Below are 12,436 nucleotides of genomic sequence, written 5' to 3'. Positions count from 1 at the left end.
GCCCCTCGGCCCCCGGACCCAGTCAGGGCCCCGGTCAGGGGCTCAGGCGCTCGATCCGCCAGCCGCCGTCGGGCCGGGCCACGTAGCGGAGCCGGTCGTGGAGACGGTTCTCGCGGCCCTGCCAGAACTCGACCGACCGCGGGGCGATCCGGAAACCGCCCCAGTGCGGCGGCACGGGCACCTGCTCGCCCTCCGGGTAGCGGGCCTCCAGCTCCGCGTACGTGACGTCCAGCTCGCTGCGCCCGGAGATGACCGCGGACTGCGTGCTCGCCCAGGCGCCGAGCTGGGAGCCGTGCGGGCGGGTGCGGAAGTACGCGGTGGTCTCCTCACGGTCCGTGCGCCGCGCCGTACCGGTGACGACGACCTGGCGGGCCAGCGGGTGCCAGGGGAAGAGCAGCGAGATGTACGGGTTCTGGGCCAGCTCGCGGGCCTTGCGCGAGTCGTAGTTCGTGTAGAAGACGAAGCCCTGGTCGTCGTACCCCTTGAGCAGCACCGTGCGCGAGCTGGGCCGGCCCTCGGCGTCCGCCGTGGAGACGACCATCGCGTTCGGCTCGTGCACGAAACCGTGCACCGCGGCCTGCGCGGCCTGCTTGAACCAGCGGGAGAACTGCTCCATCGGATGCGCGGCGAGGTCGCCCTCGTCGAGTCCTTCGGCGCGGTAGTGCGCCCGCATGGAGGCCGGGTCGGCGGCGATCTCCTCGTGCGCGGCCTCGGCGGCCTCGGCCGCGGCCTGGATGAGGGGCTCGTTCGTGGATTCGTCCGGGGCACGATCGTTCACGCCGTCATCCTCCCGCATCCGGGCCCCTCGCGGGCCGGGTGGCCTTCGTCACGTGGTGGCACTCAGTGCCGCGTTCTCTCCCTGAAGATGGCACTCGGGGATATCGTGCTGATGTCGTTCCGGTTGGAGGAGCAGCCGTACGGGGCATCACCGGGGTGACCGCTTTCGGACCGCGAGCCGGCGGAGGACGACCGAAGAGCATGCGGGAGTCTTCGCGGACGACCGTGGAACCGGCCGGCGCAGCACCTCACCGTCGACCGTCACCCCCACAGGGGCGCAGGGTCACCACAACCCCGACAACACCATCCGTCGCACACATCACGAGGAGCCGCCTGATGTCCGACTTCGTACCCGGACTCGAAGGAGTCGTCGCGTTCGAGACGGAGATCGCCGAACCCGATAAGGAGGGCGGCGCTCTTCGGTACCGGGGCGTCGACATCGAGGACCTCGTCGGCCACGTCTCCTTCGGCAACGTCTGGGGACTCCTCGTCGACGGCGCCTTCAACCCCGGTCTGCCGCCCGCCGAGCCGTTCCCGATCCCCGTCCACTCCGGTGACATCCGTGTCGACGTGCAGTCCGCGCTCGCGATGCTCGCGCCCGTCTGGGGCCTCAAACCCCTCCTCGACATCGACGCGGAGCAGGCCCGCGAGGACCTGGCCCGCGCCGCCGTCATGGCCCTGTCGTACGTCGCCCAGTCCGCCCGCGGCCAGGGCCTGCCCATGGTCCCGCAGAACGAGATCGACAAGGCCCACTCCATCGTCGAGCGGTTCATGATCCGCTGGCGCGGCGAGCCGGACCCCAAGCACGTCGCCGCCGTCGACGCCTACTGGACCTCGGCCGCCGAGCACGGCATGAACGCCTCCACCTTCACCGCGCGCGTGATCGCCTCGACCGGCGCGGACGTCGCCGCGGCGCTCTCCGGGGCCGTGGGCGCGATGTCGGGCCCGCTGCACGGCGGCGCCCCCTCCCGCGTCCTCGGCATGATCGAGGAGATCGAGCGCACCGGGGACGCCGACGCCTACGTCCGCCAGGCCCTCGACAACGGCGAGCGCCTGATGGGCTTCGGCCACCGCGTGTACCGCGCCGAGGACCCGCGCGCGCGGGTGCTGCGCCGCACCGCGCGCGAGCTGGGCGCCCCCCGCTTCGAGGTCGCCGAGGCCCTGGAGAAGGCCGCCCTCGCCGAGCTCCACGCCCGCCGCCCGGACCGTGTCCTCGCGACGAACGTCGAGTTCTGGGCGGCCATCGTCCTGGACTTCGCCGAGGTCCCGGCGCACATGTTCACGTCCATGTTCACGTGCGCCCGTACCGCGGGCTGGTCGGCGCACATCCTGGAGCAGAAGCGCACCGGCCGTCTGGTGCGCCCCTCCGCGCACTACGTGGGCCCCGGCACGCGCGGTGTCCAGGAGATCGAGGGATTCGAGGACATCGTGCACTGACCCCGTGCGGGCCGTACCGGCCGCGTGCGGGGCCGTCCGTCATCACGCGGGAGCGAGCAGCTCCGCGTGGTGGCGGGCGGCGACCAGCGGGTGCGCCCGCAGCTTGCCCTTGAGCTCGTTGAAGCCGTACTCGGCGAAGAGCGGGTTCGACGGGTCGTCGGTGACGCCGGGCGCGGCGGAGGCGTGCGGGAAGGGCAGCGGCTCGATCCGGGCGTCCAGGCGCGGGTTGTAGAAGAACGGCACCGAGAACCGCTCGGTGGCCCCGGCCGGGCTCACCACCCGGTGGTTGGTCGCGACGAGGTAGCCGTTGGTGGCGACCTCCAGGAGCTCGCCCAGGTTGACCACGAAGGCCCCCGGCAGCGGCGGCACGTCGTGGAAGCGGCCGTCCTCGCGCTGCACCTGGAGCCCGCCGATGTGGTCCTGGAGCAGCAGCGTCAGGAATCCGTAGTCCTTGTGCGCGCCCACGCCCTGGCCGGCCCCGTCGCCGGCGCTTCCCGGATAGCGCACCAGCTTCAGGTGCGGATGCGCCCGGTCGCCGAAGATCGGGTCGTAGAAGCCGGCCGGAGCGCCGATGGCGGTCAGCAGTTCGCGCAGCAGCCGGGCCGCGACCGCGCTCAGCCGCTCCATCCAGGTCAGTGCGGCCGTCCGCAGCTCCGGGAGCGCGGCGGGCCACTGGTTCGGTCCCTGGAGCCACCAGTACGCGGGCTCCCCGGGGCGCGGCGCCCGCGCGGGCCGCTCGGCGCCTATGTCGAGCTGGTCCCGCCAGTCCCGGCTGCCGCCGGTGCGCTCGTCGCCCGTCCGCGTGTATCCGCGGAAGTGCGGGGAGAAGACGTTGTCGAGGGCCAGCCGGTCGGCCTCGGGGAGCGCGAAGAACCGGTGCATGGCCCGCAGCAGCGCGCCGGTCTCGGCCTCGGTCACTCCGTGCCCGGTGAGCTGGAAGAACCCCACGTCGTGGGCGGCGCTGTGGAGCTGCGCGTGCAGCAGCGCCCGTGCCTGGGGGCCGCGGTCGGCCGCCGAGAGGTCGATGATCGGAAGCTGCTGGTACGAGGGGAGGGGCCGCCGGCTCGGGGCAGGCGTGGAAGACGTGGAAAGCATGGAAGACGTGTTCGTCATGAGGTGCGTCCGCGGGGTCTACGGGTGCCCGGGGCGGCCGCCGGGGGTGGGGCGGGGGCCACGGGTGCCGGGGAGGGAAGAAGCCGTGCGAAGGGGGCCGGTCAGGCGGAAGGCCGACAGCCCATGCTCGTGACGCGCACGTAGTCCACGTGGCGGCGTCGGACGAGCATCGGAAGCATGGGCACAGCGTACTGCTCTCCCCGCGAACCACCTGTGACCCGGGTCACTCGGAGTTCGTCCGGAAGCGGGCACGGGCCGCGGGAGCGCGGCCGGGAACGCAGACGACCCGCGAGCTCGGGTCCCTCCGCCTTGCGGCGACGGGGCCGGCCGGACGCACCGGCGAGCTCACGGGTCGGGTGACTGCGTTGGATTGGGCCGGCTGCATGCGTGTCGCATGCCGGTCCGGCGCCGAACCGAGTCCGACAACGGGCCGCTAGCCCGCAGCCACCTCGTATGTCCGGGTTTCCGTCATGAGCCGAACCACCTCCTCTCCTACGTGTGAAGCACTCTAGGAAGCCGTCCCGCGCGCCTCAACCGATTTATTCGCCTCGTTCGCGGCGCACAGGGATTTCCCTCGTTCTTCGAGGAACGAGGTGTGGGCTGAGTCACGTTCGAGTTGAATGGTGACGAGTGAGCGAACTGTCGCGCCGTACACACGGACGCAGCCTGCAGGGGGTCCAGGTGAGTGCTTCCCGGCGTAGTGGGACCACCGACGAGCTGGGGCCCGACGAGCCCGAGCGGGACGGCTCCGATCTGCTTGCCGCGCTGCTGGACGGCATGGACGCCGCCCTGTGCGCCTTCGACGCCGACGGGGTCCTCACCCACTGGAACCGCGAGGCCGAGCGCATTCTCGGGTGGACGGCGGCCGAGGCCGTGGGGCGGCGCGGATTCGCCGGCTGGGCCGTGCGGACCGCGGACGCCGAGGAGGTCGAGGGCCGGCTGATGTCCGCCATGGAGGCGCCCGGCCGCCAGGTGCACGAGTTCGCGCTCCTCACGAAGGACGGCGGCAGGGTGCTCGTCCGTACGCAGTCCGCCGCCGTGCGCGGCCCGGACGGCAAGCCCGCCGGGGTGTACTGCGCCTTCAGCGAGGTGCACACCCAGATCGACCTCGAACGCTCGATCGCCCTGAGCGAGGCGCTCTTCCAGGACGCCGGCTGGGGCGTGGTGCTGGTCGACGCGGACCTGCGGCCCGCCGTGGTCAACGCCTACGCCGCACAGGCCCTCGGCACCGGACGCGGCTCCGCCCTCGGACGGCCCCTGGGGGACCTGCTGTCCCAGGGTGTCGAGGAGCTGGAGGGCGCCCTCACCCACGTCCTGTCCGAGGGCGCGCCGCCGGCCCCCGCGGACATGTGGGTGAGCCTGCGCACGCCGGAGGGCGAGAAGCGGCGGTGCTGGCGCAGCGGGTTCGTGCGGCTCTCCTCACCGCTCGCCGAGGAGCCCGTGCCGCTCGGCGTCGGCTGGCTCTTCCAGGACGTGACCGAGGCCAAGCAGACCGAGCAGGAGGCGGCGCTGCTGCGCTTCCGCGCCAACCAGCTGCACCGCGCCGCGCGGGCCGCGGCCGAGTGCGAGAACCCGGGCGAGGCCGCCGCCGTCCACCTGGACTTCGCCCTCGCCGGCTTCGCCGACCACGCCCTGGTCGACCGGGTGGTCCCGGGCGGGCCGGCGAACGGAGAGGGGCCCGTGCGGCTCGTACGGACGGTCGCCACGCCCGCCGGTTCGCCCGGGCCGAGTCACATCACCGGGAAGGCCGGACTGCCCCTGCGCTACGGGGAGGGGCACCCCGCGCTCCAGTGCGTGGACCGGGCCGGTTCGGTACGGGCCGACGCGGCCGCCGCCGACCCCGAGCGGGCGCGCGAATGGGCGCTCGCCCGTCAGTGGCCGCGCGACTCCGTGCACGCCCTGTGCGCGGTGCTGCGCAGTCGCGGGCGGACGCTGGGGGTCGTGACGTTCCTGCGGAGCGCGGGCCGCAGCCGGTTCGAGCGCGCGGACGCGATGTACGCGGAGGACGTGGCCGTACGGATCGCGATGGCCCTGGACCTGGCGGAACTGGCGGAGCCGGCGGACGGGCCCTGAGGCCGCGCCGCCCGCGGCGTGCCCTCGCCGGGCCTGCCTTCAGCGCCGGTAGAAGATCCGGTCCCCGTACTCCGTCATGACCCGGTCGTTCCACTCGTGGCCGCCGTCGACGTTGCCCGAGCGGAGCAGGGGCGGTTCGGTGCCGCGCTCCGCGAGGGCGCCGGCCGCGGTGGCCATCACGGCCTGGAGGAGGGCCGAGGTGACGACGGTCGAGGCGGGGGCGAAGGGCGCCTCGATGGAGTCCAGGGTGAGTTCGGCGTCGCCGACGGGGATCCGCGAGTCGAGGACGACGTCGCAGTGGTCCTTGAGATAGGTCCCCGAGACGTGCCGTGACGTCGTCTCGGTGGCGTAGGCGACGGACGTGACGCCGATGACCTTCACTCCCAGGGCGCGGGCCTTCATCGCCATCTCCACGGGCAGCGCGTTGCGGCCCGAGAGCGAGATGATCACCAGCAGGTCGCCGGAACGCAGCGGGCTGCAGTCCAGGACCGCGCCCGCCAGGCCGTCGACCCGCTCCAGGGCGGAGCCCAGGGTCGCGGGCATGACGTCGACGCCCACCACTCCCGGCACGGTGAGCAGGTTCATCAGGGCGAGGCCGCCCGCGCGGTAGACGACGTCCTGGGCGGCGAGCGAGGAGTGGCCGGCGCCGAACGCGAAGAGCCGGCCGCCGTCCACGACGGTGTCGGCGATCAGGGTCCCGGCCGCCTCGATCTCCCCGGTGTCCTCGTCGCGTACCTGCCGCAGCAGGCCGATCGCGGCGTCGAAGAACTGCCCGGCCAGCTTGCTGTCGCTCATCGGCGAAGCCCCTTAGAAGTCTCGTCGGCTTGGAGATCTCGTCGGCGCCGGGTCGGCGCGGGGCGGGAGGACGGCCGGACCGGTGGCCCGGCGTGCCCGTACTCCCGTAGTGTCGCGGATCACGTTGCGGTCTGGACCACTGCCCTGTCAATACGGCTTTCGGGGGCGCCCGCGGGCGCGGCGGTCGGGGGTGCCCGCGGGGCCGACGGGCGCCTGTCCGCGCGGATTCCACGCGATCGATATCAAGCGGTTCGGACGGCGAGGCACGGTTGTCAGTGCTATGCGTCAGAATTGAGTTCAGGGCCAGCGCACACGCCGGTGGGCCATCGAGTCTCCGGCAGAGCTAATCGAGGGGCACGAATGTCCGGACTGATCGACACCACGGAGATGTATCTCCGCACCATCCTCGAGCTGGAGGAGGAAGGCGTTGTCCCCATGCGCGCCCGGATCGCGGAGCGGCTCGACCAGAGCGGCCCGACGGTGAGCCAGACGGTGGCGCGGATGGAGCGCGACGGTCTGGTGGCGGTGGCGAGCGACCGGCATCTGGAGCTGACGGACGAGGGCCGGCGCCTGGCCACCCGCGTCATGCGCAAGCACCGTCTCGCCGAGTGCCTGCTCGTCGACGTGATCGGCCTGGAGTGGGAGCAGGTGCACGCGGAGGCCTGTCGCTGGGAGCACGTGATGAGCGAGGCGGTGGAGCGGCGCGTCCTCGAACTGCTGCGCCACCCGACCGAGTCGCCGTACGGAAACCCGATCCCGGGCCTGGAGGAGCTGGGCGAGAAGGACGGCGCGGACCCGTTCCTGGACGAGGGCATGGTGGCGCTGTCCGAGCTGGACCCGGGTCTGGACGGCAAGACCGTGGTCGTCCGGCGGATCGGGGAGCCGATCCAGACGGACGCCCAGCTGATGTACACGCTGCGGCGGGCGGGCGTGCAGCCCGGTTCCGTGGTCAGCGTGACCGAGTCGGCCGGCGGAGTCCTCGTCGGCAGCGGCGGCGAGGCCGCGGAGCTGGAGGCGGACATCGCCTCGCATGTGTTCGTCGCCAAGCGCTGAAGCACCGTCCGGTACCCGCGAGGGGCAGTTCCCGGGCGCCGACCGAGGGGCCGGCAGCCGCTGACCTCCACGTCGGCGTCCGGGAGCACGCCGGACACCGCGGGGCACACCCGGCCCGCACCGCCCCGGGCGTGTCAACTGCTGTGACATCAGAGGCAGTTGTGATGCCTCCGCGACCTTGTCGAAACCAAGATTCAGTGTGCCGAATCGCAGCGCCGAGACCGTTTGCGTGCGAGGCTGTCGCGTGAGGCATATGACCTGAGGGCTCTTGACCGTGTCGGAGAGCGACGGTGCACGGTCGGGGAGGGGGCGTGAGGATGTGCCGCAGATGCGGAGAGGGCCCCGGCGCCTTCCGGCGCCGGGGCCTCACCTCCCCTGTGCTGACCCGGAGCCCCGAGCTCCCAGGGTCATTCCCTTCGGACCGTTTTCCCCGAGCGGTCCGCCTCCCGCAGAAGATCTCCCCCGGGCGACGGCGGTCAATCCTGATGAGTGGTCACTCGAACGAGGGGTGTTGCGGCCGGAAAGGCCAGTTTCGAATCCCCATTCGATAACGTGACGATGTGGCGGAGTGCGTGAGGGCATCGACCGGCACACCGGGAACAGCGGCAGAAAGCGGTACGAGTGGACCGGCCGGCAGGAGTGGGAGCGAGCGGGTCCGAGCGAGCCAGGGGGGTGCCATTACCGATGGTGCGGCGCATCGACGTGACGGGAGCGGGCGGTGTACGCCTTGCCGCGTGGGAGTACGCCGACCCTCCCAAGGACGACCGGCCGAAGGCGTCCGCGGTGCCCGGCGTGCTGTTACTGCACGGCCTCATGGGCCGGGCCTCGCACTGGGCGTCCACCGCCCGCTGGCTTTCCGAGCGGCACCGCGCCATCGCCCTCGACCAGCGAGGCCACGGACAGAGCGACAAGGCCCCGGAGGCCGAGTACACCCGTGAGGCCTACGTCGAGGACGCCGAAGCCGCCCTCGACCAGCTCGGTCTCGGACCGGCCGTCGTCGTCGGCCACGCGATGGGCGCACTGACCGGCTGGCAGCTCGCCGCCAAGCGTCCCGATCTCGTCCGCGCCCTGATCATCTGCGACATGCGGGCCTCGGCGCTCGGCTCCGCCTCCCAGCGCGAATGGGAGGACTGGTTCAAGGCCTGGCCCGCCCCCTTCGCCACACTCGCCGACGTACGGAAGTGGTTCGGCGAGGACGATCCCTGGGTGGAGCGCCCGAACCCCTCCCGCGGCGAGTTCTACGCCGAGGTGATGCACGAGTCCCCGGACGGCTGGCGCCCCGTCTTCGAACCCGGCCAGATGCTCAAGTCCCGCCAGACATGGGTGTACGACGCCCACTGGGAGGAGCTCGCCCAGGTCCAGTGCCCGACCCTGGTCGTGCGCGGCCTCGACGGCGAGCTCGGCCGGGCCGAGTCCCAGGAGATGGTCCGGGTCCTGCCGCGCGGCCAGTACGCCGAGGTCGCGGACGCCGGCCACCTCGTGCACTACGACCAGCCCGAGGCGTGGCGCGCCGCGATCGAGCCCTTTCTGGACGGAGTGCTCACCGGCTAGTGCCGGTACCGCCCCTGACGCATTACGAGATGATCACGAAGTTTCACTGGATCTTCATATTCCGCTTGCGTGCTGTGCCAATGGGCACAGCGGCGCGGTGTGCCGTCTCGGCCGCTCAGCCCACCTTCCAGGGAGACGCGCACCGCAACGCCGCGAGACTTCCCGACGCCCGGCGACCACCGGTGACGGCCCGCGCGCTCACCCCTTGCTGACCGCCGTCAGGATCTCCGGCAGCCGCCCCGCCGTCCGGGGTGCCGCGAGCCTGAGCCCCAGCAGCGTGATCAGCGCCCCGTACAGGGCGCCCAGGGGCAGCAGCAGCCAGGTCCAGCGGTCGCCGTGGGCGCTCACGTTCAGCCAGATCGTCAGGGCGATGACGGGGGAGGCGAGCAGGGCGGCCGAGATCAGGCCGCCGAAGATGGCGATCCAGGCGAGACCGGCCTGACCGGGGGCCACGTTCTTGTAGCCCTCCTGGGGAATGGAGTACGGGAAGCGGGCCGAGGACCACGCGCCGGTCGCCAGCATCGCGCCGAGCAACGCGAAGGACAGGCCGAGCACTTCGGGCAGCTTGCCCCAGGCGCCGAGCAGCCCGGTCGTCACGGTGGTCACGAGCGTCGCGTACGGCAGGGTGATCAGCAGCAGGGCCAGCGCCCGCCCGCGCAGTTCGACGTACGCGTCACGGGTCGAGGAGATCGTCAGCGCCACCATCCAGAACGCGGACGTGTCCTGCCCGAACTGGTTGTACATCTGGATCCCGAGCATCCCCGCCGCGAAGCACGCGAAGTAGACCGAGCCGGTGCCCTGGAGCGCGTTGAACACCGGCACGATCAGCCCGATGGCCAGCGAGGTCACCCAGGCCGCCTTGGTCTTCGGGTCGCGCCACACGTACCGCAGACTGCGCTCCATGACCGTGCCGGTGCGTCCGGCCGGCAGCAGCCGGGCGAGCCCCGAAGGGCCGCGCTCCTTGGCGGCGGGCTCCGCGGCCTGGAGCGTGGACCCGTCGGGCGAGGTCATCAGCCGGGTCAGATGGCGGGACCAGAGCGCCAGCAGCCCCGTCAGGGCGGCCGCGCACAGCGCGAGCTGGGCGATGCCGGCCCCGTACGACCCCTCGCTCACCGAGTCCACGGCGCCGATCGCCGACGCGGGGGGGACCCAGCGCAGCACGTCCGTCACCGGATCGAGCGCCGACAGCCCGCCCGCCGAACCGAGCCGCTGGGCACCGAAGTTGACGAGCTGGGCGCCGACCGCGACGACCAGCCCGCTCAGCACCGCCAGATCGCGGCCCTTGCGGCTGGACAGCAGCCGGATGTTGGCGGCCGCGACGGCCCGCGCGAGCGCCACGCAGACCAGCAGGGCGAGCACGAGGGCGACCGCCGCCGCCATGTACGCGGCCGCCCCGTGCGCGACCGAGATCACCGAACCGAGCAGCAGGCAGAACGTGAAGAGCGGGCCGACACCGACCAGGGAGGCGGCCAGCAGCGCCCGGACGAGCGGTCGCGGCCGCAGCGGCAGCATCACCAGCCGCGTCGGATCGAGTGTCTCGTCGCCGCTGGGGAAGAACAGCGGCATCACCGCCCAGCCCAGCGCCAGGATCGCCACCAGCAGGACGCCGACGGCGCCGGCGTGCGCGTTGCCGCGCAGCGCGATCAGACCGAGCAGCTGGAGCGCGGCGAAGAGCAGCACGAGCACCGTGGACGCGATGAACGCGGCCCGCCGGCCGGCGGACTGCCGCAGGCCGTTGCGCAGGAGCGACAGCTTCAGGCGTACGACGACGGGGGTGATCGACGCGGCGGAGACGCCGGCGGGGGCGCTCACCGGCGGGTCCCGCCGCCCAGCCAGTCCAGGTCGGTCGTGGTGCCGCGGCCGTGCGCGCCGACCAGTTCCAGGAATGCCTGCTGGAGCGAGGGGGCCGCCCCGCGCACGTCCGCGAGCGGACCGTGCGCGCGGATGCGCCCCGCGGCCATGACGGCGACCCAGTCGCACAGCGACTCGACCAGTTCCATCACGTGGGAGGAGAAGACGACGGTGGCGCCGGAGGCGGTGTACCGCTCCAGGACGCCCCGGATCGTCTGCGCGGAGACCGGGTCCACCCCTTCGAACGGCTCGTCCAGGAAGAGGACTTCGGGGTTGTGCAGCAGCGCGCAGGCCAGGCCGATCTTCTTGCGCATGCCGGTCGAGTAGTCGACGACGAGCTTGTGCTGCGCGCCCGCGAGGTCGAGGACGTCGAGGAGCTGGGTGGCGCGCTTGTCGACCTCGGGGCCGGGCAGCCCCCTCAGCCGGCCGGTGTAGCCGAGCAGTTCACGCCCCGAGAGGCGTTCGAAGAGCCGGAGTCCCTCGGGCAGCACGCCGATCCGGGCCTTCACCTCCGCCGGGTCGTGCCAGACGTCGTGACCGACGACCTCGACCGTGCCCTGATCGGGCCTGAGCAGCCCGGTCACCATCGACAGGGTCGTGGTCTTGCCGGCGCCGTTCGGCCCGACGAGCCCGATGAACTGCCCGGCGGGAAGCTCCAGATCGATCCCGGCCACGGCGACCTGCTCACCGAACCGCTTCCAGAGCCCCCGCACCCGCACGGCGGGCACGCCGCCGCCCTTCGCTCCCTCGCTCATACAGGCACCCTAAGGGCCCGGGGCCGCCCGCCACCCGCTCCCGCCGGGCCCCGGCCGATCCACCGCTCCCGGCGGGTCGCTACCGGTCCCGCCCGCAGGCGTAGGCCAGCGGCGAGATCAGCTCCTCCGCGTCCGGCAGCCAGCGGTTCGCGGGCGTCGGCCGGCAGGCCCACTGCACGGCACCCCGGGAACCGACCCGGGTCGGCGGCGCGGCCACGTAGGCGCCCTCGCCGAGGGTGGTCAGATCGAGCGAGGCGGGCGGCCAGCCCAGCGCCCGCACCAGGTCGGGGACCTTCTCCGCGGCCCCGGGAAGCACGAAGAAGTGCATGCGGCGGTCCGGGGTGCACGTCACCGGACCGAGGGTCAGCTCCATCCGCCGCATACGGGCGAGCGCCAGGAACCCGGCCGTCTCGGGCACGTCGATCGCGTCGAACGAACGCCCCGTGGGCAGCAGGATGGATGCCTCCGGCCGCGCCGACCAGAGCCGCCGTGCCACGGTCGCACTGCCGGTGGCCTGGGCCGCCCAGTCCTCGCGCGCCGGATGCGCGCCGGGCGCGGCACAGGCGGGTTCACCGCAGGAGCAGAGCTGCACCCCGCCGGCCGTCACCAGCCAGGTGCCGGGGAACACGTCCCAGTGACGTTCCTCGGCATAGCGCACGGCGGTTTCCGGCAGCGATTCGCCGCGCTGCTGGGGAATGTGTGCGGACTCGGTTCCTGTGATGATCTCTTCCACGTGGATCTCAACTTCCGCGTCCACCCCGGGTTACGGGGGACACGCGCGCGGGGGAGGAGCATCGATTCCCCGCCCGGGGCGCATGGATGCACGTGTGGGGGCGCGCGGGGGCAGCGGCAGCCGGTAGCGGGTAATCAGGGGTGGGGCCGGGCGACCGCGCTCACCCCGGCAATCCTCACATGTCTCGCATCTTCGGCATGTCCGCGGGGCATTGATCTTCCTGGCCGGGCTTCGGTGCACCGGCCGGTGAGGACACGTCAACTCGGTGCGTGGGCAGGGCACCGCAGCCACAGGGGGT

10 protein-coding genes are annotated in these 12,436 nt (G+C 72.6%); 4 read left to right on the top strand and 6 right to left on the bottom strand.

What is annotated here, in order from left to right; translation table 11 throughout:
• Nucleotides 1–34 precede the first annotated feature (34 nt).
• Nucleotides 35–673: a pyridoxamine 5'-phosphate oxidase gene (pdxH, locus tag ACFYYF_RS28385; protein ID WP_361679057.1), complete on the bottom strand. Its 639-nt coding sequence runs from the start codon at nucleotides 671–673 to the stop codon at nucleotides 35–37.
• Between the two features lie 440 nt (nucleotides 674–1,113).
• Between pdxH and ACFYYF_RS28380 the strand changes: the two genes are divergently transcribed.
• Entirely contained in the window at nucleotides 1,114–2,214 is a 1,101-nt protein-coding gene (locus tag ACFYYF_RS28380; protein ID WP_361678524.1) for a citrate synthase 2, read from the top strand.
• A gap of 42 nt (nucleotides 2,215–2,256) precedes the next feature.
• On the opposite strand, the gene ACFYYF_RS28375 is transcribed toward ACFYYF_RS28380, so the two are convergent.
• The gene (locus tag ACFYYF_RS28375; RefSeq protein ID WP_388780414.1) at nucleotides 2,257–3,309 is read right to left on the bottom strand and encodes an isopenicillin N synthase family dioxygenase; all 1,053 of its coding nucleotides are present in this window, start codon (nucleotides 3,307–3,309) and stop codon (nucleotides 2,257–2,259) included.
• A 699-nt stretch (nucleotides 3,310–4,008) separates the two neighbouring features.
• Here ACFYYF_RS28375 and ACFYYF_RS28370 point away from each other — a divergent pair.
• Nucleotides 4,009–5,400, top strand: coding sequence for a PAS domain-containing protein (locus ACFYYF_RS28370; RefSeq protein WP_388780413.1), 1,392 nt, complete (start codon nucleotides 4,009–4,011; stop codon nucleotides 5,398–5,400).
• A gap of 39 nt (nucleotides 5,401–5,439) precedes the next feature.
• Here the strand turns inward: ACFYYF_RS28370 and ACFYYF_RS28365 are convergent, their stop codons facing one another.
• A complete protein-coding gene (locus tag ACFYYF_RS28365) occupies nucleotides 5,440–6,195 on the bottom strand; it encodes an SIS domain-containing protein (RefSeq protein WP_388780412.1) in 756 nt (251 codons plus the stop codon).
• Between the two features lie 360 nt (nucleotides 6,196–6,555).
• On the opposite strand from ACFYYF_RS28365, the gene ACFYYF_RS28360 reads away from it, so the two are divergent.
• Nucleotides 6,556–7,248, top strand: a complete 693-nt coding sequence (locus ACFYYF_RS28360; protein ID WP_361678512.1) for a metal-dependent transcriptional regulator — start codon at nucleotides 6,556–6,558, stop codon at nucleotides 7,246–7,248.
• Between the two features lie 684 nt (nucleotides 7,249–7,932).
• A complete protein-coding gene (locus ACFYYF_RS28355; protein ID WP_388780411.1) occupies nucleotides 7,933–8,799 on the top strand; it encodes an alpha/beta fold hydrolase in 867 nt (288 codons plus the stop codon).
• A gap of 198 nt (nucleotides 8,800–8,997) precedes the next feature.
• On the opposite strand, the gene ACFYYF_RS28350 is transcribed toward ACFYYF_RS28355, so the two are convergent.
• The 3 genes from ACFYYF_RS28350 to ACFYYF_RS28340 all read right to left on the bottom strand — a co-directional run bounded on the left by ACFYYF_RS28350 (nucleotide 8,998) and on the right by ACFYYF_RS28340 (nucleotide 12,138).
• Nucleotides 8,998–10,611, bottom strand: coding sequence for a transporter (locus ACFYYF_RS28350; RefSeq protein WP_388780410.1), 1,614 nt, complete (start codon nucleotides 10,609–10,611; stop codon nucleotides 8,998–9,000).
• A complete protein-coding gene (locus tag ACFYYF_RS28345) occupies nucleotides 10,608–11,405 on the bottom strand; it encodes an ABC transporter ATP-binding protein (RefSeq protein ID WP_388780409.1) in 798 nt (265 codons plus the stop codon). Before ACFYYF_RS28345 ends, ACFYYF_RS28350 begins: the two co-directional genes overlap by 4 nt.
• Nucleotides 11,406–11,484: 79 nt before the next feature.
• A complete protein-coding gene (locus ACFYYF_RS28340) occupies nucleotides 11,485–12,138 on the bottom strand; it encodes a bifunctional DNA primase/polymerase (protein ID WP_361678500.1) in 654 nt (217 codons plus the stop codon).
• Nucleotides 12,139–12,436: the final 298 nt, after the last annotated feature.

Source organism: Streptomyces sp. NPDC001914, assembly GCF_042891215.1.
GTDB lineage: Bacteria > Actinomycetota > Actinomycetes > Streptomycetales > Streptomycetaceae > Streptomyces.
The sequence above is the reverse complement of the archived record's forward strand: the minus strand, read 5'-3'. Positions and strand labels throughout refer to the sequence as shown.